At 40.4% G+C, this 23,042-nt stretch carries 18 protein-coding genes, 1 tRNA gene and 2 pseudogenes; 14 read left to right on the top strand and 7 right to left on the bottom strand.

Features of this window, described 5'->3' with window-relative positions:
* The first annotated feature begins 121 nt into the window (after positions 1-121).
* The 7 genes from pyrD to pqiC all read left to right on the top strand — a co-directional run bounded on the left by pyrD (position 122) and on the right by pqiC (position 9,873).
* Complete coding sequence (pyrD, locus tag AAC147_RS02815; RefSeq protein WP_047678895.1) at positions 122-1,132, top strand: quinone-dependent dihydroorotate dehydrogenase; 1,011 nt, start codon at positions 122-124, stop codon at positions 1,130-1,132.
* Positions 1,133-1,302: 170 nt separating this feature from the next.
* A complete protein-coding gene (locus AAC147_RS02810; protein WP_047678893.1) occupies positions 1,303-1,854 on the top strand; it encodes a cell division protein ZapC in 552 nt (183 codons plus the stop codon).
* A gap of 321 nt (positions 1,855-2,175) precedes the next feature.
* Entirely contained in the window at positions 2,176-4,329 is a 2,154-nt protein-coding gene (rlmKL, locus tag AAC147_RS02800) for a bifunctional 23S rRNA (guanine(2069)-N(7))-methyltransferase RlmK/23S rRNA (guanine(2445)-N(2))-methyltransferase RlmL (RefSeq protein ID WP_047678891.1), read from the top strand.
* A gap of 4 nt (positions 4,330-4,333) precedes the next feature.
* The gene (locus AAC147_RS02795) at positions 4,334-6,244 is read left to right on the top strand and encodes an ABC transporter ATP-binding protein (protein ID WP_047678889.1); all 1,911 of its coding nucleotides are present in this window, start codon (positions 4,334-4,336) and stop codon (positions 6,242-6,244) included.
* A gap of 107 nt (positions 6,245-6,351) precedes the next feature.
* Positions 6,352-7,620, top strand: coding sequence for a membrane integrity-associated transporter subunit PqiA (gene pqiA, locus AAC147_RS02790; protein WP_047678887.1), 1,269 nt, complete (start codon positions 6,352-6,354; stop codon positions 7,618-7,620).
* The gene (gene pqiB, locus AAC147_RS02785) at positions 7,607-9,271 is read left to right on the top strand and encodes an intermembrane transport protein PqiB (protein WP_197056347.1); all 1,665 of its coding nucleotides are present in this window, start codon (positions 7,607-7,609) and stop codon (positions 9,269-9,271) included. Before pqiA ends, pqiB begins: the two co-directional genes overlap by 14 nt.
* Complete coding sequence (pqiC, locus tag AAC147_RS02780; RefSeq protein WP_047678883.1) at positions 9,271-9,873, top strand: membrane integrity-associated transporter subunit PqiC; 603 nt, start codon at positions 9,271-9,273, stop codon at positions 9,871-9,873. The genes pqiB and pqiC overlap by 1 nt, the downstream gene beginning before the upstream one ends.
* Positions 9,874-10,038: 165 nt before the next feature.
* On the opposite strand, the gene fabA is transcribed toward pqiC, so the two are convergent.
* Both fabA and AAC147_RS02770 read right to left on the bottom strand, forming a co-directional pair.
* Positions 10,039-10,557 (bottom strand): bifunctional 3-hydroxydecanoyl-ACP dehydratase/trans-2-decenoyl-ACP isomerase, encoded by a 519-nt coding sequence (gene fabA, locus AAC147_RS02775; RefSeq protein WP_047678881.1) that lies wholly within the window; start codon positions 10,555-10,557, stop codon positions 10,039-10,041.
* 84 nt (positions 10,558-10,641) lie between these two features.
* Positions 10,642-12,387: an AAA family ATPase gene (locus AAC147_RS02770; RefSeq protein ID WP_047678962.1), complete on the bottom strand. Its 1,746-nt coding sequence runs from the start codon at positions 12,385-12,387 to the stop codon at positions 10,642-10,644.
* 205 nt (positions 12,388-12,592) lie between these two features.
* Here AAC147_RS02770 and matP point away from each other — a divergent pair, with 205 nt between their 5' ends.
* Entirely contained in the window at positions 12,593-13,042 is a 450-nt protein-coding gene (matP, locus tag AAC147_RS02765) for a macrodomain Ter protein MatP (protein WP_047678879.1), read from the top strand.
* A gap of 97 nt (positions 13,043-13,139) precedes the next feature.
* Here matP and ompA read toward each other — a convergent pair whose 3' ends face one another.
* Together ompA and sulA are read right to left on the bottom strand one after the other, a co-directional pair.
* Positions 13,140-14,408, bottom strand: a complete 1,269-nt coding sequence (gene ompA / locus AAC147_RS02760) for a porin OmpA (protein ID WP_047678877.1) — start codon at positions 14,406-14,408, stop codon at positions 13,140-13,142.
* Between the two features lie 352 nt (positions 14,409-14,760).
* Positions 14,761-15,321, bottom strand: coding sequence for an SOS-induced cell division inhibitor SulA (sulA, locus tag AAC147_RS02755; protein WP_072032481.1), 561 nt, complete (start codon positions 15,319-15,321; stop codon positions 14,761-14,763).
* A gap of 249 nt (positions 15,322-15,570) precedes the next feature.
* Between sulA and AAC147_RS02750 the strand changes: the two genes are divergently transcribed.
* Positions 15,571-16,179, top strand: a complete 609-nt coding sequence (locus AAC147_RS02750) for a TfoX/Sxy family DNA transformation protein (protein WP_047678875.1) — start codon at positions 15,571-15,573, stop codon at positions 16,177-16,179.
* A 110-nt stretch (positions 16,180-16,289) separates the two neighbouring features.
* On the opposite strand, the gene yccS is transcribed toward AAC147_RS02750, so the two are convergent.
* The gene (gene yccS, locus AAC147_RS02745; RefSeq protein ID WP_047678873.1) at positions 16,290-18,479 is read right to left on the bottom strand and encodes a YccS family putative transporter; all 2,190 of its coding nucleotides are present in this window, start codon (positions 18,477-18,479) and stop codon (positions 16,290-16,292) included.
* A gap of 66 nt (positions 18,480-18,545) precedes the next feature.
* Between yccS and helD the strand changes: the two genes are divergently transcribed.
* Together helD and AAC147_RS02735 are read left to right on the top strand one after the other, a co-directional pair.
* A complete protein-coding gene (helD, locus tag AAC147_RS02740; protein ID WP_047678871.1) occupies positions 18,546-20,642 on the top strand; it encodes a DNA helicase IV in 2,097 nt (698 codons plus the stop codon).
* A 32-nt stretch (positions 20,643-20,674) separates the two neighbouring features.
* Positions 20,675-20,758 (top strand): annotated as a pseudogene (locus tag AAC147_RS02735) (CoA-binding protein); the annotation flags it as partial.
* An 83-nt stretch (positions 20,759-20,841) separates the two neighbouring features.
* Here the strand turns inward: AAC147_RS02735 and hspQ are convergent.
* Positions 20,842-21,162, bottom strand: a complete 321-nt coding sequence (hspQ, locus tag AAC147_RS02730; protein WP_176551317.1) for a heat shock protein HspQ — start codon at positions 21,160-21,162, stop codon at positions 20,842-20,844.
* A gap of 296 nt (positions 21,163-21,458) precedes the next feature.
* Between hspQ and yccX the strand changes: the two genes are divergently transcribed.
* Positions 21,459-21,737: an acylphosphatase gene (gene yccX, locus AAC147_RS02725; RefSeq protein WP_047678869.1), complete on the top strand. Its 279-nt coding sequence runs from the start codon at positions 21,459-21,461 to the stop codon at positions 21,735-21,737.
* A 15-nt stretch (positions 21,738-21,752) separates the two neighbouring features.
* On the opposite strand, the gene tusE is transcribed toward yccX, so the two are convergent.
* Complete coding sequence (gene tusE, locus AAC147_RS02720; protein ID WP_047678867.1) at positions 21,753-22,082, bottom strand: sulfurtransferase TusE; 330 nt, start codon at positions 22,080-22,082, stop codon at positions 21,753-21,755.
* A gap of 182 nt (positions 22,083-22,264) precedes the next feature.
* On the opposite strand from tusE, the gene AAC147_RS02715 reads away from it, so the two are divergent.
* Together AAC147_RS02715 and AAC147_RS02710 are read left to right on the top strand one after the other, a co-directional pair.
* Positions 22,265-22,352: transfer RNA gene (locus AAC147_RS02715), tRNA-Ser, on the top strand.
* A gap of 193 nt (positions 22,353-22,545) precedes the next feature.
* Positions 22,546-23,042 (top strand): annotated as a pseudogene (locus AAC147_RS02710) (tyrosine-type recombinase/integrase); the annotation flags it as partial.

Here is a 23,042-nt window from a genome sequence, read left to right as displayed (position 1 = left end):
TACAGAAGTACACTGAAAAATATCTTCTTTGCTACGTTTACATTTTGCCAGGATCTCTTTAAGATGCTCCGCGCTTATTTCACTGTCACCATGACCTGTCATTATGCTTGCAGGAGATTGCATGTATTATTCTCTTCTAAAAAAGGCATTGTTCCAGCTTGATCCGGAACAAGCACATGAACTTACTTTCCGCCAGCTTAAACTTGTTACCGATACTCCTTTCGAATTCCTCATCCGCCAATCAGTTGCTACTAAGCCCGTCACTTGTATGGGATTATCATTTAAAAATCCTCTTGGTTTAGCCGCTGGTCTTGATAAGAATGGTGATTGCATTGATGCATTTGGTGCGATGGGCTTTGGTTTTGTTGAAATTGGTACAGTAACACCACGACCACAAGCCGGGAATGATAAGCCGAGATTATTCCGCGTTGTTGAAGCGGAAGGCATTATTAATCGGATGGGTTTTAATAATCTTGGCGTTGATAATCTGGTCGAGAATGTCAAAAGAGCAAAATACGACGGAATTATCGGAATTAATATTGGTAAAAATAAAGATACACCAGTAGAAAATGGTAAAGATGATTATTTAATTTGCATGGATAAAGTTTATCCTCATGCAGGTTATATTACGATTAATATCTCTTCACCTAATACACCGGGCCTGAGAACATTACAGTATGGTGAAGCGCTGGATGATCTCTTGTCTGCGATTAAAAATAAACAAAGTGAACTACAACTAAAATATCAAAAGTACGTTCCCGTTGCTGTGAAAATTTCACCAGACCTTACAGAAGAAGAATTAGTAAAAATTGCAGATAGTTTAATACGTCATCACATTGATGGTGTTATTGCGACTAATACCACATTAGATAGAAAGATTATTGCAGGATTGAGTCACTGTCATGAAGCTGGTGGTTTGAGTGGTCGTCCTGTACAACTGCGCAGCACAGAGATTATTCGACGTCTTTCTCAGGAATTAAAAGATGAAATACCAATTATTGGTGTTGGTGGAATTGACTCCCTGGTTTCTGCCAGAGAAAAAATGGAAGCAGGAGCTTCATTGATTCAGATATTCTCTGGTTTTATTTATAAAGGGCCAAAATTAATCAAAGATATTGTCAATTATATCTGAGTATTCGCTACAATCTTGTATTAAAGGTTTTGTGTTGGGGGTTTATTTCTGCCCCCAATTCGTCTATATTTTGTCTGGCAGATTAATCTTTTATCAATTCTTTTGAATCTCCATGATGGTGGTGCTTATTTTTAAACAAGTAAACTATTTTGAGTATAAAAGGGTAAGCAATGAGAATTAGACCTGATGATCAGTGGTGCTGGTATTTTGATGCCGAACATAATCGTGTCATGCTCGATCTTGCTAATGGTATGGTTTTTCGTTCCCGTTTTCCTGCCAAAATGTTGACTATTTATGCAACCACAATGAAAGAAAGTTGTTTTTCTGTCGATGATGCAGCACTTTATTATACTTTCGAAGAATATTCCCGCCGCATTAATATTGCACCAGAGCTCAGGGCTGAATTAGCACTAAATGGATTAGTTGCGTTTCGCTTTATGAAACCACAAATGCCTAGAAGCTGGTATTTTTCTGTTTTTTCTTTAATGACTAAACCGGAGCAAGGAGAAATTGTTCAGGTGCGTTTACAAAATGATGGAACAGAAATTCTGTTTATGGTTGCTGAAGCTGGAGATAGTGCCAGCGTATGCTTATTAGTGCAGCAAAAATTAGATCTCGGTGATCGCGTGATGAATTTTTGTGATCCGATCAAAATAATGAATGATCGTTTAATGCCTTATATTGAACCCGCCCAGTCGCCAATATATGACAAGGTAATCTAACGTTATTGTATTATGGGAAGACAACAAATTAACTATATAGCTTATAAATATTGAGCTATATCGACATCAATCAAAGGCTGATTTTTCCTCTCCTTCACTATCTTAACTAATATCTGATCATCGAGAGTCTCCGGCATTTTTTCGTACAGTTCCGCAGTAACACAATACGCAGTAACACAATACGCAGTAACACATAAAAAAACAGGTTGATTTTTGTTCATAGTGAGCAATCTTATGACATGTTGCTGGTATTAGCTATAATGGCAGCAATTTTTTTGGTGGTACATTTCTTGGTAAATAATAGTCTTGGTGAATAATAGTATGAGCTCTCTCTTTGCCAGCACGGCACGTGGACTGGAAGAACTGTTAAAAAACGAACTGGAAATACTGGGTGCGCAATCCTGCAAGATTGCCCAAGGCGGGGTTCATTTTAAAGGTGATGAACGAGTGATGTATAAAAGTCTGCTCTGGAGCAGACTGGCATCCCGAATCCTGCTTCCGCTTAATGAATTCAAGGTATACAGTGACCTGGATCTGTATCTGGGAGTTCAATCTATTGACTGGACTGAGATTTTTTCAGTAGATAGTACATTTTCAGTCCATTTCAGTGGTACAAATGAAGAAATCAGAAATACACAATATGGCGCTCTGAAAGTAAAAGATGCCATTGTTGACTGCTTTATGCGTAAAATAAAGCAGCGTCCCGATGTTGCTAAACAGCAACCGGATGTGCGTATTAATGTCTTCCTGAATAAAGAAAAAGCAACTGTCTCCCTGGATTTAAGTGGCGACGGGTTGCATATCCGTGGTTATCGTGATTTGGCCGGACAAGCCCCTTTAAAGGAAAATTTGGCCGCAGCGATTGTCTTGCGTTCTGGTTGGAATGCGGGAACGCCGATGGTTGATCCGATGTGTGGTTCAGGAACGTTATTGATTGAAGCGGCAATGATGGCGGCAAATTGTGCCCCTGGTTTACACCGTCAACATTGGGGATTCACTTCATGGTTGAAATTCAATGAAACAATCTGGCGTGAAGTTGCTACAGAAGCGCAGGTGCGTTTCAGAAAGGGACTGCAAGAAACGACTTCCCGCTTTTTTGGTATAGATATTGACCGGCGGGCTATGGATATGGCGCGCTCAAATGCCAGAAGAGCTGGAGTTTCCCAATTGATCCAATTCCAGCAGGGAGATGCAAGTAAGCTGGAAAACCCATTGCCGGAAGGGGTAACAGGTACAGTATTGAGTAACCCGCCTTATGGAGAACGTCTTGAAAGTGAGCCTGCGCTGATTGCTTTGCACAATGTATTTGGCCGGATCATGAAAAGCCGTTTTTCAGGCTGGCGTTTATCTCTATTCAGTGCTTCACCAGAATTGTTAAGTTGCCTGCAATTGCGGGCTGAACGTGAGTTTAAAGCGAAAAATGGTCCTTTGGATTGTGTTCAGAAAAACTATTTTGTCCAGACAAACTCTTCCATCCAGAAAAACACGCAGTTATCAGACAAACCTCAATCACTGGATAGCGGTATTGCCGAAGATTATGCGAATCGTTTGCGTAAAAATGAGAAGAAGTTGAGTAAATGGGCTAAGCAGCAGGGTATTGATTGCTATCGATTATATGATGCAGATTTACCGGAATATAATGTAGCAGTTGATCGCTATGCTGATAAAGTTATTGTTCAGGAATACTCACCCCCTAAGTCTGTTGATGCCAATAAAGCTCGTCAACGTCTATTTGATGTGATCAGTGCAACAATGAATGTGCTCGGATTGCAATCTAATCAGCTGATCCTGAAAACTCGTCAGCGTCAGAAAGGCAAAAATCAATATGAAAAACTCGCTGAAAAGAAAGAATTCTTTTTGGTGGACGAATATGGGGCGAAATTCTGGGTTAATCTGACAGATTATCTGGATACAGGACTATTTCTCGATCACCGTATTGCCCGCCGGAAACTGGGCGAAATGAGCCAAGGAAAAGATTTCCTCAATTTATTTGCCTATACCGGTTCAGCAACCGTTCATGCCGGTTTGGGAGGCGCTCGCTCGACGACCACAGTGGATATGTCCCGCACTTACCTTGAGTGGGCTGAGAAAAACTTGCAGGTAAATGGCCTGACTGGTCGTCAGCATCGTTTGATTCAGTCTGATTGTTTGAGTTGGCTGGCACAGACACGTGAACAATTTGATCTGATTTTTATTGACCCTCCGACATTCTCCAATTCCAAACGTATGGAAGAGACATTCGATGTTCAACGTGATCATATTACCTTAATGAAAGGGCTGAAACGCTTGCTTCGCCGGGGCGGAACTTTAATGTTCTCCAACAATAAGCGTGGTTTTAAAATGGATTTTGTTGAACTTGAGAAGTTAGGTCTGGTTGCAGAAGAAATTACAGAAAAAACTTTATCTCAAGATTTTGCCCGTAACCGCCAGATCCATAATTGCTGGTTGCTGCGTCACGTTGGCGAGGAAAAATAATATTATGTCATTGATTAGTTTATCTGGTGCTTGGTTATCATTCAGTGATGCGCCGTTATTGGATAATGCTGAGTTACATATCGAAGAAAATGAGAGAGTGTGTCTGGTTGGTCGCAATGGGGCAGGGAAATCTACCTTATTGCGTGTACTGTCGAAAGAACAGATGCTGGATGACGGGCAAGTTACCTATGAGCAGGATCTGATTGTCGCCCGTTTGCAACAAGATCCTCCTCGTGATGTAGAAGGAACCGTATTTGATTTTGTTGCTGAAGGAGTAAAAGAGCAGGCAGAATATATCAAAGCATTTCATCAAACTTCACGTTTGGTAGAAACAGATCCTAGCGACAAAAACCTTAACCGATTGGCGGAATTGCAGGAAGTGTTAGATATTCGCGGTCTTTGGTTACTCGATAGCCGCATTAATGATGTATTAAAACAGCTTTCTTTGCCTGCCGAAGCGAAATTATCTTCTCTGTCAGGAGGTTGGTTACGTAAAGCCGCTTTAGGAAGGGCTTTGGTCAGTTCACCAAAAGTGCTTTTCCTTGATGAACCAACTAACCATCTTGATATTAATACGATTGAGTGGTTGGAAAATTTCCTGAAAGATTTTAATGGCAGCTTAGTTTTTATTTCCCATGACCGTTCGTTTATCCGCAGTATGGCGACTCGAATTGTCGATTTGGATCGTGGAAAACTGATTTCATGGCCGGGAAATTATGATAAATACCTTGAAGGTAAAGAAGAAGCTTTACGGGTCGAAGAACTACAGAATGCTGAATTTGATAAAAAACTGGCTCAGGAAGAAGTTTGGATCCGTCAGGGGATTAAAGCACGCCGTACCCGCAATGAAGGGCGGGTAAGGGCACTGAAAGCATTGCGTGTAGAGCGTTCTGAACGCCGTAATGTTATTGGCATGGCAAAAATGCAGGTCGAAGAGGCGACACGCTCCGGTAAGATTGTGTTCGAACTGGAAAATGTTAATTACCAGATTGGTGATAAGTCATTAGTCAAGAATTTCTCGGCTCAAATTCAACGTGGTGACAAAATTGCTTTAGTCGGGCCGAATGGTTGTGGCAAAACAACATTATTGAAGTTGATGTTGGGAGATTTGTCGGCAGATAGTGGTCGGATCCATTGCGGAACAAAACTTGACGTCGCTTATTTTGATCAGCATCGTGCAGCTCTTGATCCGGACAAGACGGTGATGGATAACCTTGCCGAAGGTAAACAGGAAGTGGTAGTAAACGGGCGACCACGTCATGTTTTGGGTTATCTGCAAGATTTCCTTTTCCATCCTAAACGGGCAATGACACCTGTTCGGGCGCTTTCGGGTGGTGAACGTAACCGCCTGCTGTTAGCGCGTTTGTTCCTGAAACCCAGCAATTTGCTTATTCTTGATGAACCTACCAATGATCTCGACGTTGAAACGCTGGAGTTACTGGAAGAACTCGTGGATAGTTATAGCGGTACAGTGATTTTGGTAAGCCATGATCGTCAGTTTGTTGACAATTCAGTGACAGAATGTTGGATTTTTGAAGGTAATGGAGAGATTAACAACTATGTTGGTGGATACTTTGATGCTCAGCAGCAACGGGCACAAACAGTCTCTTTACGCCAGTCTTCCGTAAAAAAGGAGAGAGTGGAAGCCAAACCGGTTAAAGCCAAGGAAACGACGAAATGCTCAAATAATAAGATAAGTTACCATTTACTCAGAGAGTTAGAACAACTACCATCATTATTGGAAACGTTGGAACAAGAGATAGAACAGCTACAAACTCAGGTCAGTGATCCAGAATTTTTTAGTCAATCATACGAAATTACACAAAACGTGTTGCAGAAACTGGCAGATAAAGAGCAAAAATTAGAAAAAGCTTTTGATCGCTGGCAGGAGCTGGAAATGATGAAAAATGGATGATATTTGCTGCATATATATCCGATAGTGTACAAATTGCCGCTAATACAGCGGCAATTTACAGGGCTAAATAAGAAAAAGCGGCATTGATTTGTTACAGGAGAGGTACTTTGTGTTCTGACAATCATCAGCATGACAAACTGGTTTTATGCTCCCAATGCGATATGCTGGTGGCCTTACCTGACCTGGAGGAAGGAAATAAGGCGGTTTGTCCACGATGTGACACTTTACTGACTGCAAAGTGGAAAGAACCACGTAATCAACCGACAGGTTATGCAGTAAGTTCATTATTAATGTTATTTCTTGCTTGCCTGTTTCCCTTCGTCAGCATGAATGTTGCGGGTATTGTCAATGAAATTACTTTGACAGAGATCCCAGAGGTTATGTTCAGTGAAGATTATTCGAGCATAGCTGTATTCTTCTTGATCTTTGTGCAGCTTGTACCTGCATTCTGCATGATTTCCATTATCCTTTTATGTCAGAACATTAAAATAGCACGTCGGCTAAAAATTGAGTTGGCGCGTATTTTGTTTCAGATGAAAACCTGGTGTATGGCTGAGATCTTTTTAGCCGGCGTGCTGGTTAGTTTCGTTAAGCTTATGGCTTATGGCGATATTGCGGTTGGTCTGAGTTTTCTGCCTTACTGTCTTTTTTGCCTGTTTCAGGTCAGAGCGTTCCAATGCCTTGACAGATATTGGATTTGGAATGATATAGAATCTGCACCCAAAGTGTGTATGCTTCTGCAAGCGGGTAAACCCGGTTTAGTTCAGGGCATCAGATTGTGTCAATGTTGTACTGCTATTTTGCCTGCTCAACAACATCAATGTCCTCGTTGCCACTCAAAAGGACATGCTCGCCGTCACTATAGTCTTCAATGGACTATGGCGCTATTAGTCACATCAGCCATACTTTATATTCCAGCGAATGCATTGCCGATCATGGTGACTCAGACGTTAGGAAGTCACATTAACTCAACCATTTTGGAAGGCATTATTTTGCTCTGGAGTACTGGCTCTTATCCGGTTGCTCTGGTTATTTTTATTGCCAGTATTATGGTGCCTTTGCTGAAAATGTTCTCTATCTGCTGGTTATGCTGGGACGCTAAAAGTCACGGCAGATATAACTCGGAAACTATGCATTTGATTTACGAAGTAGTGGAATTTGTTGGGCGCTGGTCAATGATTGATGTTTTTGTTATTGCTGTTTTATCGACATTAGTACGCATGGGGCAGTTCATGAGTATCTATCCTGCAACAGGAGCAATATTATTTGCTTTGGTGGTGATTTTGACAATGTTTGCGTCAATGACATTTGATCCACGCTTAACCTGGGATAAAGCTAATAAGAAATTTGAGTTACAGAAGAATGAGGAATCGTAAGGTGACGGATAAAGAAGAGAAATTGATTCAGGCCAGGATCAGTAAACTTAAGAGTTGGTCACCTATATGGATCGTACCGATTGTTACCGTGCTTATTGGAGCCTGGATATTATTTTATCACTTTAGCCATCAAGGGCCCGAAGTCACTCTGATAACGTCTAATGCTGAAGGTATTGAAGCCGGAAAAACGAAAATAAAAAGCCGCAGTGTTAATGTTGGTGTGGTTGAAAGAGTGTCATTAAGCGATAACTTAGGTGAGGTGATTATCAAAGCGCGCTTAAATGATGGTATGGAGAGGTTATTACATAAAGATACTGCATTTTGGGTTGTAAAACCCCAAATTGGTCGTGAAGGCGTTTCTGGGCTGAGTACCTTGTTATCTGGGGTATTTATTGAATTACAACCCGGCAATGAAGGTAGTGAAGAAAGAAAATTTTCATTATTAGATGCACCACCTTTGGCTTCGCCTGATGCCAAAGGTATTCGGTTAGTTTTAACCAGCGAGAAAGCAGGACGACTATCTCCCGGTGATCCGGTTTTATTTCGTGGATATCGTGTTGGTTCAGTGGAAACAAGTACTTTTGATCCTAAATCTCGCTTGGCCAAGTATCAGATTTTTGTTAATGCCCCTTATGATGGACTACTGACAACTAATGTCCGGTTTTGGAAAGACAGTGGTATTGCTTTTGATGTTTCTTCACAGGGGCTGAGAGTTGAAGTAGCTGCATTATCGACTTTGTTTGCCGGAGGTGTGAGTTTTGATGTGCCGAAAGGTTGGGACTTAGGTAGTCCGGTTAAAGAAAAAGAAATTTTTAGACTTTACGATAATGAAAAAAATATTGAAAACTCACTTTATACAGAACACAGAGATTTCTTACTCTTCTTCTCTGATTCGGTCAGAGGATTGCAACCGGGAGCGCCTGTCGAATTTCGTGGTATACGGGTAGGTACGGTAGCAAAAGTTCCTTTTTATACTGATGGGATCAGACAGCGCCTTGATAGCGATTTTCGTATTCCTGTCTTAATTCATATGGAACCTGAACGGTTTGAGAAAGAAATTGGTGATGGTTTCTATACAGATAAAGAGTTGGAAGAAATTATTTCCCGTGGTTTAAGGGCTTCTTTGAAAACAGGAAACTTACTGACAGGGGCACTGTACATTGATCTGGATTTTTATTCCGATGAGAAAGCATGGAAAGGCCCGCGAAAACTTGCCAGTTATGAAATTTTACCAACCATAAGTGGTGGATTAGCTCAAATTCAACAAAAAGTTATCATGGCTCTAAACAAAATTAATCAAATGCCAATTGAGCCAGTCTTTATTCAGGCAACACGAACGTTAGAAGAGAGCCAGAAAACAATCAAGGCAGCACATAAGACCATGAATGAGTTAAATAGCATTCTTGCAAGTAAAGAAGCTCAAAATCTTCCCCAAGATATACATAATACGTTGAATGAATTAAATCGCAGTATGCAGGGTATTCAGCCAGGATCGCCGGTTTACAACAAATTGGTTGATAGTATGCAGCGCCTGGATCAGGTCTTGCGCGAATTGCAGCCAGTATTGAAAACGCTGAACAATAAGAGCAACGCATTGGTATTTGAAGCAGAAGCAACTCCAGATCCGGAACCCAAAAAGGCGCGTAATTAATGAAAAAGTTGATGTTAAGATTGGCTCTTTTAATTCCTGTCAGTTTCTTGATTATGGGAAACCTATTAATTTCGGGGTGCAGTAGTAGCCAATCGAAAAAAATTTATTACCAATTACCTGTTTCAACAATAACTTCAGAGGTAAGCAGGATAGATACCAATCAAGAGCGTCAGTTATGGGTAAAAAGGGTACACCTCGTTGATTATCTCGCATCATCTGGCATTGTTTATCAAACGGGAGATGTCACTTATAGTGATGCCTCAAATCACTTATGGGCAAGTCCACTGGAACAACAATTACACCAAATTTTAGTTAATCAGTTGAGTTCTGCATTTCCACAAAGGTTGGTTTCTGATCAACCAATAGAGAAGAATGCTGATGCACTGGATGTCACAATAACAGCTTTTCATGGGCGATATGATGGGCGGGTTACTATTCAGGGATATTGGGTCTTATCTAAACAGAAAGAAGTGGTTAAGCGAGCATTTAACTTAGAATTGAAACAAACGAAAGATGGTTATGCGGAATTAGTGCGCACTTTGGCCACGGGTTATAATCAGTTGACTCAGTCCATTACCAGTCAGATAGCTTCACAGGGTTAATCAATTATTCAGAGTAATAAGGTTATTTGATTATCAATTAATTGAGTTTGCTTTGCTGCTTTTTTATTCTGTATTTAGTTAATAACTCAGCTCAAGAAAATCACCTCTGCACAATTAGCGGAGGTGATTGCCATAGGTGAAGGATTGGTAAGTAATACAAGAATATCAAAAATTACTGGTGTCTTTGAATACACCTACTTTCAGATCGGTTGCTGTGTAGATAAGTTTACCATCCACTAATACTTCACCATCAGCCAGACCCATAATAAGTTTACGGTTAATCACACGTTTAAAATTAATGCGATAAGTGATTTTTTTAGCTGTTGGTAACACCTGTCCTGTAAATTTTACTTCTCCAACACCAAGTGCACGACCTTTGCCTTCACCACCAAGCCAGCCCATGAAGAAACCAACAAGTTGCCACATTGCATCAAGGCCAAGGCAACCAGGCATAACGGGATCATTGATAAAATGGCAATCAAAAAACCACAGGTGAGGATGAATATCGAGCTCAGCTTCGATATACCCCTTATTATAAGTGCCACCGTCTTCTGTCATCTTAATGATGCGATCCATCATTAACATATTGCCAGAAGGGAGTGGTGGCCCATTCTCACCAAATAACTGACCTTTTCCAGAGGCTAGAAGTTCTTCTTTCGTGTAGGACTCTTGTCTTTTAAACATATTTTGAAATAGCCTTATCATTGGGTAAGGCTAAAGAATAGCGTACAGTTGTACGCTGAACAACTCCGATCAGATATAGGTTCACTAACCTAACCAGCGTAAGAACCAAGGTAATTTAGGACGTTCTTGATTATTCACTTGGGTAATACGCTCGTATATCATAGCTAACAAGTGTTCTTTTTGTGCATCATAGTTTTGTGCATCATAGTAAGGAATACCGGTCAATAATGAAGCGGCTTCGGATACGTGTTCAACAGCCCAAATATGGAATTTGCCACTTTTCACAGCGTTAACAATATCCTGATGCAGACATAGGTGTTGTACATTGGCCATTGGAATAATTACACCTTGTGAACCAGTCAATTTACGGCAGTTGCACACATGGAAGAAACCTTCAATTTTTTCATTAACGCCACCAATTGGTTGAACAAAACCGAATTGGTCTACTGCACCTGTGACAGCGATTTGCTGGTCAATAGGTTGTTGTGACAGGGCACTGATTAATGCACATAATTCTGCCAATGAAGCGCTATCCCCATCAACTTCCCCATAGGATTGTTCAAATACAATCGAAGCAGAGAATGGCTGTGGTTGATCCAGTTTCAATTCAGAGATCAGATAAGCCTGCATGATCATCATGCCTTTTGCATGAATATTGCCACCCAGTTCAACCTTACGCTCTACATCAATAAATTCCCCATCGCCTAAATGGGCAACACAACTGATACGAGAGGGTTCACCGATGGGATCTGGATAGCCCGGATATTCAAGTACGGATAACCCGTTAATTTGACCAATAACAGCACCCTGAGTGCGGATCAGTATTTGGCCTTTCAGGATTTCATCTATACTACGCTCAGCCAAGTATGCATGGCGCCAACGTCGATTCTCTTCTGCCTGTTGCAGAGAATGAAGTGTAATCTGATTTTTCTGCTGATAATTGGTTGCCGTTGTCAGTTTCTGGTTCAACCACTGGATATCTAAAGGCAGGCTGAATTGATCTTCAGTATAGCGGATAGCTTGTCTGAGTAATTCTGGCCATGCATCAGCACTCAAAGATGGGAATTTTTGTTGCTGAATGAGTCCGTTGACATAGCGGCACCATATTGCCAGATCCGCTTCTTCATGGAATAGCATATCCAGTTCAAATTCACTGTATAAAGCGTTACTTGCCAGCTCTGGTTCGATTGCGTGTAACTCTTCAAGGCTCAACCGATCTCCTACAAGAATCAGATGTAAATTTAATGGAATAGAGGGAATTGGCAGAGGTAAGGAACGATTCTCATCATGTGATAACCAATCAAAACGGCGCTGAATGATCATCTGCTTGAGGCGAACCCACATTAGTGGTTGGGATAACAGAGTGCGCAGAGGTAAAATCAGGACTCCACCATTAACGTGATGAATAAGCCCTGGTTGTAACTGAAGCACGCCTTGATGTGTATAAATATTACCAAACAATTGTTCCGGTTCAATCCACTCACGATAAGCAACACGCTGATTTGGTGAGAAAGGGCCTTCACCAGACGGGTGCCATGTGATGGTTTGGTGTTCAATCTGATAGTAGCCTCCAACATTGGGACGATTTTCTGGTAATAATGCAGAAACTGTATCAGACAGAAGAGCCAGATAGGCATCACTCTCCTCTGCTTTTAGCAACATAAAAGATTGACGTAAGTTGGCCTGACAAAAAAGTGTTAGTCCATTATGCAATCTGGGTTGAATTGCTTCTATAGTAATAGCAGGCAATTCAGCAACAGAATTGAAAAGTGATTGATAAGGTGCACTGTCTGGCTGTAACGACTGCCAGTCTAATTTTAGATTCGTCAAAGTGATAGCTACATGTAGTGAAAAAAGAAACATTTATTATACAAGATTAGGCAGTGAACCAACATGTTATAATCTTTGAAAAAGATAATATTCGTGCTAACTCATTAACTGCCCATAAAATATTTCAGTATCTTGTGTTGTTATGAGCAATTTAGATAAATAATTGCTATGCTTAATTTAAGTTACGCTGTCACTGAGAGATGAAATGAAATATCAACAATTGGAAAATCTGGAATGTGGCTGGAAATGGGCTTATTTGGTAAAAAAGCATCGTGAAGGTGAGCTAATTACTAAATATATTGAAAAAAGTGCTGCTCAGGATGCAGTTAGTGAATTGCTGAAACTGGAACGAGAACCTGTCAAGGTAATGCAATGGATATCACAGCACATGAATCAAGATTTATCCAATCGCATGAAACAAACCATTCGGGCACGACGTAAACGCCATTTTAATGCTGAACATCAGCATTCACGTAAAAAGTCTATTGATTTGGATTTTCATGTCTGGCAGCGCCTTTCAAATCTCTCCCAGCGCCGAGGTAAGACGTTATCAGAAACAATAGTGCAGTTATTGGAAGATGCCGAATATAAAGAAAAATACACTCACCAGATGTTGAGCTTGAAACAGGATTTGGCTGCTATTTTAGGGAAATGAATCCAACAACTTATAGCACGATGACAGACGAAGCTTACTGCAAAATAAAACCCCATGCGTGAACATGGGGTTTGCACTTCTATTACTAATGAGCCTATTACAGAGATACTTTAGATTGAGTCTGATTAATTTCCTGAGTACCTTGAATATTGATGATTACCCGACGGTCTGGGGCCAGGCAATCAATCAATTTGGCGCGAGCTTTGATGTTATTACATGCTGACCCAGTAACAGGATCTTCTTTACCGCGACCTTCAGCTTGAATACTGTTTGCAGGGATACCTTTTGCTACCAGGTAGTCTACAACAGATTGAGCACGTTTTTGAGACAGTGGCAAATTATAGCGTTGACTACCAATACGGTCAGTATAACCGACTACCAAAACGTGTCCCTGAGTTGGATCAATTTTCGTTAGTTGGTTATAGAGATTATCCAGCTCGTACTTGCCTTTAGGTTTCAATGTTGATTTATTGAAGTTGAACAGAACATCTGAGCGTAGGGTAAAACTCTTTTTCTCGATAGCCGGAGTTGGAGCCGGAGTAACAGGTGCTGCAATCAGGGGGGCTTCATCCTGACCAAAACGATAAGAAATACCAACAGTTAGCAGTCCAATATCTGGACGAGCCCCGATAGCGGCCTCCCGACCATCCAGACGTGAGTTACCATCTCCTCCTCGACCTACTTTGGGGGTCCACTGGTAATCCAAACGAGTTGCCAGATTTTTGGTTAGTGCGTACTCAGCACCAATCGCTATTAATGGAGAAATACCTGTGCTACTGGTTTTCACATTTACCTTGTCTGTAGTTGGCGACCAGCCGGATAACGAATTTATATTTTGAAGGAAAAATTTACCTGTATAAGATATATCTTTAGAATTATAATGGGCTGAAACCTTTGAATGCCATACCATCCCTCCCAGGCGGGTATAAACATCTAAATCATTCATAACCGGAACACTTAATTTTGCTGTCAACTGGACACCCTGAGCACGAAAATCTCCATTATTGGCGGAGCTTTTATATTTTATGTTCCCTAACCAGTCATAACCCAGTTCGAAACCCAAATATGGAGTTGCCTGATAGCCTATATAAGCCCCAGCACCTAGTTGATTTCTGTCTGTCGCATCACCTGTTGCGGCAAACGGCTGGGTATGGCGAAAATTTGGTTCATGTATCACTCCCTCGAACACTCCTTTCTTATATGTTGTAAACGCTGTTGCTGCATTAGAACCAAAGTCAGTAAATTTTGTCTTATTAAAATGGGACCAGCCTAACTTAGCACCAGCATACCAGGTATTTTCTTTGGGAGCTGCTTGAGCAACAGTTGCGAAAGTTGCTACTGCCACTGCGATAGCTGTCTTCTTCATTGTACGCCTCGTTATCATCCAAATGAGCAGTTAGCCTTAAAAGTCTTATTATTGGCCATTAGTTGAGATATTTAGTTGGGTATATGTACTTCTATCAATAGATTGCTCCTGAAATATAAGATCAGCAAGTACAATCCCGACTTTGTAAAGTCTACAACGAACTTTAAAACTTACAAGTACACTATGATGCGTGGCGCAAATTTTTAAAATATACAATGACAATTGCTAAATGTTACTGACGGTAACTTACGATATTTACTGTTATAATACGTTGAATTTTCTTATGAATAAGAACACATATTAGTGGCGAATTATTTACTATAAAAAATATTAGGATAAATCCTAATTTAATTCAATGATAGTAAATAGAATGAACTTTTATTGTGCTTGGTAATATTTTGAGTTGTCCGGATAAATTCTGTGGACGCATAATCAAACCTAATGCCGTACCTTTATGAGCTGCCAACTGTAATTTTTGTACCTCATATTCAGATAATTCTGGTAGCCATCCTAAAACTACACTGTAATTACCACTTGCTAGTGCTTTCTCCATGGCATCAGGAGAGGCTATGGGAAGGATTTGGTTTAACTGAACAATTTTACTCAAAGGTAAGCCTGAATTTATTAGCCATTGACGGCTTAGTTTCCTATTAGGTGAAATCCAGAGTAACCATCTATTTTCATTCCCGGATTGATGTAATAAAGGAAGAAGGATTTGACTGATCGTAGGTTGCTGCTCATTGTAGAGAAGTTCTCTAACCATAGCATTTTTTGCCTGTATAGTGGACTGACCAGATTCAATAGAGAATTGTAATTTTGGAGATGTGATATTTGTCACATTATTTATTTTTTGAGTTCTATTACGGCCAATTTTATTCTCAATAAGATATTCCAAAATTAATTGAATATTCATAACTCACCCCACCATGATGCGTGTATATTTATACAGTACTCTGTTGTTTGTCTAAAGGCAAGGGTATTTTTTTCAAAGCACTTCGCAAAAATTCACATAAAATAGTTTTTTTCTAACTTAGTGATTGGCAGGTTGGAACAGATTGAGTATGGTTTTAATTACTTGTTCTTGTTATCTATTTCATTAATAGCAAACATGGATATAGCACATAAAATATTTAAGCAGGATATAATTCATGGAGTGATAAAAATGTTTTTATCTGGGGCTCGTTTTGATCAATTGGAACATAGTGTATCTTCACTGGGAAAACTTAAAAAGAAGTCTCAATTTGGTGGAGTTGGATTATCAATTGATGGAGTCTTGTTCGCCCTGAGTTCTGAGGGAGAGCTTTATTTACGAGGATATAGTCATGCAGAGGTATTATTTAAAGTCAGAGGAATGGAAAAGTTTATCTATTCAAAAAGGGGCATTCCAGTGGTTTTGCGGTATTACCGAGTCGGTGAATCACTTTGGCAGGATCAAAAACAATTATTTGAATATATCAACTTGGCCTATCAATGTACATTAGCAGATATTATCAGCAGGCAGAAAATACCTCTTAGGTTAAAGGATCTTCCCAATTTGGGGATAGCCCTGGAACGTCAATTATGGAAAGTAGGCATATCTAAAGTAGAAGAATTGCGCGTGTTGGGAGCAAAAGCGTCTTATCTTAAATTGCAACGAAATAGGAAAAAGATGAGTGTTAATGTATTGCTTGCGTTGGCTGGTGCAATAGAAGGTTGTCATGTCGCTGTTTTACCAGAAAAACTACGACATGATTTGTTGCTTTGGCATAAAGAATTAGAATGTAGTAATTAAAATTACCCTGCATGATAAAAATGAAAGATAGGGGCTATGCTCCTATCTTTGGTATTTTAATTGAGTTGGGATTCGTATTGGTGATATACAGTTTGGCTCCTGCAATGATTTCAGTATAGCAGGAGAGAGCAGTATTTTTTTAATGTAACAATCTCCGGCAATAATTCAATCAGTAACACTACCTGCTGTAATACAAGCTGAACTTTATTGTTATCAGAAGTCAGTTGATTACTTCTTTTGATCAAATGTTCTGAAATATACTGAAGAAACGTCTCATCGATTCTGTCTTGCTGTAATGCAAATTCAACATGATAGATTGCATCATTAAGTATTTTCAGGATGACGGGATCATTAAGTTTATCGCGATGTGCTCCTAAAGCAGAAATATAACTCAGCATTGTATGGTTAAGATAAAGCAGACGAAATGCCGCCTCCTGAGAGTTGCGATGATTTTTGGGTTCTGATGACATGTTTGAGATCACTGATGCCAATTCAGCGTCGCAATTGTGGGCATTACGACGAGCGACCCGATAATTCAGACAATTACTTTTTCCTTGATGATATTGCAGCACAATTGCATTGAGATAACGACAATTTGCACTCATAGTGCAGATAATAACATGCGGTAATTGGTGGAGCTTCCAGTCAGGCCAGATAAAACTCACTGCCAGTAAAGCAATACCACAACCGATCAGCGTGTCTGTGATTCTGGGTAAAGCGACTTCAAAACCTTCTCCCAGTAAATTAAAATTTAACAGAACCAGCAACGTAATAAACAGGGTTGCATATGCATATTGAATATTACGGAAAGCAAAAAATAGTACACCTGAAATCACGATCAACAATAACTGCCCTTCAATAGAAGGCACAAGGTAGAGAATGGGTAACCCAATCAAAATGCCTGCCAGGGTGCCAATAATACGGGAGACTAAACGACGACGGGTTGCACTATAGTTAGGTTGGCAAACAAATAGGCTAGTCAGCAAGATCCAATAGCCCCGTTGTAAATCAAACAGTTGAATAATCGCATAACCAATACATAGCAGAGCAGACATACGAACAGCATGGCGGAATAGGGCTGATTTTGGCGTCAGATTGCTGTGGAGCCGAAACCAAATATCGCGCCAACCCGTTAAAGTTTCATCGGATAATTGCGTATCTTCTTGTTTATCATGGCTTTGATTTTCATTGCTTGATTTATCAATGTGAGAGCAGCCATGGGAAGTGAAATATTGGTCAGAACTGAGTCCCGCTAATTGAGCATCAATTGCCCGTAAGTTTTTCAGTAAGTTATTGAATGCACTTATCTTAGCATTAATTGTTTGCTGGTTTTTTAATCTCTCCAGAGAGCATTCAAGATAGCTGAAAGCATTCTCGAAACGTGAACTATGCTGATACTGTTTACGCAGAAAAATGGATTGTGAAACTTGCTCACAGGCGTGTGCCTGCATGGACAATAAGCGTTGGAAACGAAACAGGATATCGCTGTGACGTAACGTTTCCCGCAGTTTTTGATATTGAATATGGGATGAACTGGCTCGTTCGTGAATATCCTGAACAATAAAATAATAGTGGAGAGTCTTACGGGTTCCTTGTTGTCTTCGATCCCCTTTCAGGCGGCTCAATAAAGCTATTTTGGTCTGATTGAGTGTCGCGACTAATATGCTGTTAGCCATAACAACATCAAATACAGCTTGCTTATATTCTTCTGTTTCAGTATCGGGGTCAAACAAATTCGTTTTGGCGTAAAGGTATGCAGAAAGCTGGTGGTAACAACGCGCCAGATTTTCTTGTAATGGACGAATAGGAAACAGTAAATGCTCAGCCAATGTCAACAAGTTATACCAGATTGCACCAGTGAGTAATAATAAAGGTTGCTGATACCAAACGGGAAATATGGATGCACCGAGCATAGTATAAATAGCAATCAATAAAGCACCGAAGGCAATAGTAGCATAACGTTGCCCCAAGGCGCCTAGCAGGATAAAACTACAAGTAGAAATTGCCAGGCCAAAAAAGAAAAGCCAGGGATAAGGAAAAAGCAGAGTGATAGATATGGAGGCAACAAAAAAGGAGATTAACGTGATAATAAGGTTGTGTAAACGGCCGACTAAGCGATCATCCAAATCTGTTAATGCTGCGGCAACGACGCCTAAAGTCAGAGGGATCGTGATTTTGGGCTCTTCCTGCAATAACCAGGGAACGAGAGTCGTTCCTGTTAGCGCAATGAATATACGAATATAATAGAGAACGTGATTGTTATACAGAAAATGGCGGGAGCTTGAAAAAACCGTTAGCACAAAATACTCCTAACAACATTTACATGAGCGGGGCGCTCAACAATTTTCAGGTACGGTGCTACGACAATGGAACTAAAATCAACACAAATTGGTCAACGGCTTGCCCGGCATCCATATAATCGGGTGCGTTTGCTTAATGCTGGCGTTGAAGTCAGTGGTGACAAGCATCAGTACCTAATTCCATTTAATCAATTAATTGATGTTCAGTGTAAGCGAGGGATTGTCTGGGGGGAACTGGAATTTGAATTGCCTGGAGGAAAAGTTGTCCGTTTACATGGGACTGAATGGCAGCAAACACAGTATTTTTACCATTATTTACTGAAAAAATGGCAGGTATGGAGCCTCGAAATGAGTGATATCAGTGCTGAGGTACTGGCTGCCCAGGTAAATAAAATTGACAAAATCAGGCAACAGAACCGTTGGATTAAAGCAGCAGACTTATCTTTAGTACAGCAACAAATCCAGGAAACATTTCAATCCCTCCCTTTACCCTTACAAAGAGTTAAACAATTTGAGAATTGCTGTGATAACTATCAGATTTGCTTGGATTGGTTGAATGAAGGAGAGAAGAAATTAAAGCACATAAACCAACAGTGGATTGAGCGTATGTTGGAACAATATGGTGAATTTTTCCAGTCTGTAGAAAATTTGCCATTCGATTGTTCTCAATGCCGGGCTGTAGTTAACGGTGAAAAATCCATATTAGTTATGGGAAGTGCGGGGAGTGGGAAAACTGCTGTTTTAGTAGCGCGTGCTGGATGGTTATTGTTACGCCAACAGGCAATTCCTGAACAGATTTTATTTCTCTCTTGTGGGCGTCAATCGGCTGATGAGGTAAATAAACGTATTCAGTTACGTTTGGAAACAAAAGAGATAAAAGCGCAAACATTCCATGAGCTGGCACTCAATATTATTCAGCAAGCTGGTAATCATGCTGCCAAGATCAGCGAATTAGAAACTAATCCTCAGAAACGCCGTGATTTTCTCATTCGGGAATGGCAAAAGCAGTGTAATGAAAAGAAAGCGCAGGCAAAAGGTTGGCGGGAATGGTTGGAAGAGGAGTTGGGCTGGCAACTGCCGTATGGTGAGTACTGGCATGATAAACAAGTGCAGACTCGTTTATCCAGTCGTTTGGAACATTGGTTGGGGCTAATAAGAATGCACGGTGGCAGCCAAAAAGAGATGATTGAGCAAGCCTCATCTGAATATGCCGGCCTGTTTCAAAAACGTATCCGCCTTATGACCCCTTTATTGAAAGCCTGGAAATTAGCATTAAAAACAGAAGGAACGATGGATTGTTCTGGTCTGATCCGCCAGGCAGTGAATATTCTGGGAAAAGAGCGTTTCATTAGCCCGTGGAAACATATTTTGCTGGATGACTTTCAGAATATTTCTCCATTAAGCACCAGACTATTGGCAGCACTGAGAGTACAAAATAAACAAAGTCATCTATTTGCTGTTGCAGATGATTGGCAGAGAATTTATCAAATTAACGATACAAAACCGACTTTTTATTTTGCCGAAGAGGTTTTCGGTAAAAGTATTTCTGATGGAGGTATTTTTGACGAAATTACTGAATGTGTTTTGGATAACACTTATCGTTTTAATGATAGTATTGGTGAAATTGCCAATGGATTTATCCAGCAACATCTCTGTCACGTGAGCCATTCATTCAGCAATTTAACCCCTCGTAGTTTGATGAAAGAAAACAAAAAATCAGTTGTAATTTTGCCTGAAGAACAACTGGAAGCATTACTGGACAAAATGAGTGGTTATGTCACCAACGAAGAGACTATTTTGTTATTGGCTCGTTACCATTATCTTAAGCCTGAGTTATTGAAAAAAGCGTCTACCCGTTGGCCGAATTTGCATATTAAGTTCATGACTATCCATGAATCCCAGGGACAACAGGCAGATTACGCAATTATCTTAGGATTACGGCAAGGTAAAGATGGATTTCCTGCACCAGAAAAAGGTTCCGTATTACAACAGGTGCTATTGCCACAACCTGAAAAATTTTCTGATACAGAAGAGAATTACCTTTTGTATGTTGCACTGACAAGGGCAAAAAAACAGATATGGTTGATGCAGGAGCTGAAAAACCCATCGTTCTTTATTCATCAACTCTCTCAATTGGGTGTTTCGAGCCAGCGTAAACCTTAAGCCTTCGGGAGAGGAAGCTGTCTCTTTCCTTATTATTGGCAGAAAGCAAGGGATTAGACGTTGTTATGGATCGCTGCCCAAAAATTGAAATTCCCCGTTTAGGAGTGGAAAAATAAAGAAGGCGATGTTCGCTTCTGTTTCACCGCCTTTCCTTACCAGAATTGTTAAAATCTTTTTCAGTAAATAGAAGAGATTTGTATTAATTTCTTAACCTTGGTGCTAACAACTGGCTGCGGATAGACTCAGCTAACTCATCCAGAGAAGGATGCTCTGGGTGATCATCTGATATCTCGTAAGTCAATTGTGCCTCTGCCAAATAGGTGTGAACGGGTTGTCCATCATCACCTTCCATCACAACGTGATACCACGGAGCTGAACGTAAAGTCGCATTAGATGCAATATCATTTTCCTGCGGTTGTTCTAAAGAATATTCAGCATCAATATCTACAACAACACCCAAATAGCCTAGCAACTTATGCCTTACTTGCTGACCGATACCGAATTTGCTGGCGATCATCATAGTCACCTCCAGAGAAACCTTGCAATCACTCTTATATAAGGGCAGAAAGGTAAATTTCAAGCGCACACCCGGTAACCGGAATCTTGCATGCAGGATGGTATGTGATCACCGTCCCATAATTCAGGTTAGCTGTTGTGTATATAAAATACAATACTAAAAGTGATCTTAGTATGCCAAAGTTATTATACCCAATAGATTCCAAACTGTTATTCAAGGAAAAATCGACACACTTTCGGCAAAATACCCTATCAGGGAGCAGGAGATATTTCTTTGATTTTGCTTACGGGGGAAAAAAGATGACTATTCAAAGTATCACTATTTATGTATATGGACGAGTACAGGGAGTTGGTTTTCGCTATCAAACATATCATTGGGCAAAGAAAAATAAGTTATTGGGGTATGTTCGCAATATGAATGTCGGTAGTGTCAAAATAGTTGCTTGTGGTAATGAGGAGCAAATCAAAAAATTAATCCATTGGTTAGAGCAGGGAGGGCCTCCGGGTTCAAAGATTGAACATTTTCAATCACATTTTTGTGAAGTAGAAGAGATGGATAATTTCAGCATCCGTCATTGAAGACGGATGACTGATTCAGATACATTTTACTGGTTTTGGAAGACCTGCAATTTTAGTTGCTTGTTTTGCTGGCCCTTTAGGAAATAGACGATAAAGATAGCGACTATTTCCTTTTTCTTCGCCATACTTTTGTGAAATTGCTTTGACTAGCATTCGGATAGCAGGAGAAGTGTTGAACTCCTTATAAAATTCGCGCACAAAACGAACCACTTCCCAATGTTGTTCGGTCAAAGTGATATCTTCCTGTTCAGCAAGCAGTGGTGCCATAGTTTCTTTCCAGTCACTGCTGTTTTTCAGATAACCTTGTGCATCAGTTTCGATCTCACGACCTTCAAATACCAACATAACTTTTTAACCAATCTACAATGATGGCGACAATTTAGCAAAAATCACCCTTATTCCCAAGAAAGATCACTATAAATGCTGAATAAATGATCCAACAAGCAGTGAAATGAACAAATTGACGTCAATTGAACATATAAATACTTTACATTGGGAACAGTGATGTTTATAGTGCTCGGCATTGCGGAGGGGTGGCCGAGCGGCTGAAGGCAGCGGTCTTGAAAACCGCCGATGGGAAACCATCCGAGAGTTCGAATCTCTCCTCCTCCGCCATATACACTTCTAGCAGTATCTCTTAAAGTCTAGTTTCCCCAGTAAAATCAACGAAAACTACCAAATAAAGCTCTACTAACATCTACTGGCATCTATTGCAATGTACCCCAGTCAGGGGGTATATATAGGGGTAACTTTCTGTACCCCCTAAAAAAATACCCCCGTTACTGTGAGGGGCAAGGATGCTAGAAATATGAAACTAACAGCCCGACAAGTTGAAACAGTAAAACCTCAAAATAAAGATTTTAAGCTATCGGATGGCGGTGGTTTATACCTGCTGGTAAAGACAACTGGTTCTAAATACTGGCGACTGAAATAACGTATTGCGGGAAAAGAAAAGTTACTCGCCATTGGCACTTTTCCGCTTATTACGTTGGCAGAAGCCAGAAGAAAGCGTGATGAAGCCAAGAAACTGATAGCCGAAGGTATTGATCCCAACCAAGATAAAAAACAGAAGAAACTGGCAGCTCAGGGAGAAATCAGTAACACCTTTGAAAGCATTGCGCGTGAATGGTACGAGGGCAGAAAAGACAGATGGTCTGTTGGTTATCGTGAAGATATGATGGACGCTTTCGAAAAAGACGTTTTTCCTTATATTGGTCATCGCTCGGTTGCTGAAATAAAACCCCTCGAATTATTAGACCTCCTTTCTATTATGGAAAAGAGAGGTGTCACCGATAAATTAAAGAA

The sequence above is a fragment of the Xenorhabdus sp. NBAII XenSa04 genome (assembly GCF_963866145.1).
Taxonomy (GTDB): domain Bacteria; phylum Pseudomonadota; class Gammaproteobacteria; order Enterobacterales; family Enterobacteriaceae; genus Xenorhabdus; species Xenorhabdus indica.
The sequence above is the reverse complement of the archived record's forward strand: the minus strand, read 5'-3'. Positions and strand labels throughout refer to the sequence as shown.

What these genes read in the sequence shown, in the direction of transcription:
- pyrD (WP_047678895.1), top strand. Translation starts at nt 122, where the DNA reads ATGTATTATTCTCTTCTAAAAAAGGCATTGTTCCAGCTTGATCCGGAA.
- AAC147_RS02795 (WP_047678889.1), top strand. Translation starts at nt 4,334, where the DNA reads ATGTCATTGATTAGTTTATCTGGTGCTTGGTTATCATTCAGTGATGCG.
- hspQ (WP_176551317.1), bottom strand. Translation starts at nt 21,162, where the DNA reads ATGATGATCGCCAGCAAATTCGGTATCGGTCAGCAAGTAAGGCATAAG.
- AAC147_RS02810 (WP_047678893.1), top strand. Translation starts at nt 1,303, where the DNA reads ATGAGAATTAGACCTGATGATCAGTGGTGCTGGTATTTTGATGCCGAA.
- fabA (WP_047678881.1), bottom strand. Translation starts at nt 10,557, where the DNA reads ATGTTTAAAAGACAAGAGTCCTACACGAAAGAAGAACTTCTAGCCTCT.
- tusE (WP_047678867.1), bottom strand. Translation starts at nt 22,082, where the DNA reads ATGTTGGTATTTGAAGGTCGTGAGATCGAAACTGATGCACAAGGTTAT.
- matP (WP_047678879.1), top strand. Translation starts at nt 12,593, where the DNA reads ATGAAATATCAACAATTGGAAAATCTGGAATGTGGCTGGAAATGGGCT.
- pqiC (WP_047678883.1), top strand. Translation starts at nt 9,271, where the DNA reads ATGAAAAAGTTGATGTTAAGATTGGCTCTTTTAATTCCTGTCAGTTTC.
- ompA (WP_047678877.1), bottom strand. Translation starts at nt 14,408, where the DNA reads ATGAAGAAGACAGCTATCGCAGTGGCAGTAGCAACTTTCGCAACTGTT.
- AAC147_RS02750 (WP_047678875.1), top strand. Translation starts at nt 15,571, where the DNA reads ATGTTTTTATCTGGGGCTCGTTTTGATCAATTGGAACATAGTGTATCT.
- yccX (WP_047678869.1), top strand. Translation starts at nt 21,459, where the DNA reads ATGACTATTCAAAGTATCACTATTTATGTATATGGACGAGTACAGGGA.
- sulA (WP_072032481.1), bottom strand. Translation starts at nt 15,321, where the DNA reads ATGAATATTCAATTAATTTTGGAATATCTTATTGAGAATAAAATTGGC.
- rlmKL (WP_047678891.1), top strand. Translation starts at nt 2,176, where the DNA reads ATGAGCTCTCTCTTTGCCAGCACGGCACGTGGACTGGAAGAACTGTTA.
- pqiB (WP_197056347.1), top strand. Translation starts at nt 7,607, where the DNA reads ATGAGGAATCGTAAGGTGACGGATAAAGAAGAGAAATTGATTCAGGCC.
- helD (WP_047678871.1), top strand. Translation starts at nt 18,546, where the DNA reads ATGGAACTAAAATCAACACAAATTGGTCAACGGCTTGCCCGGCATCCA.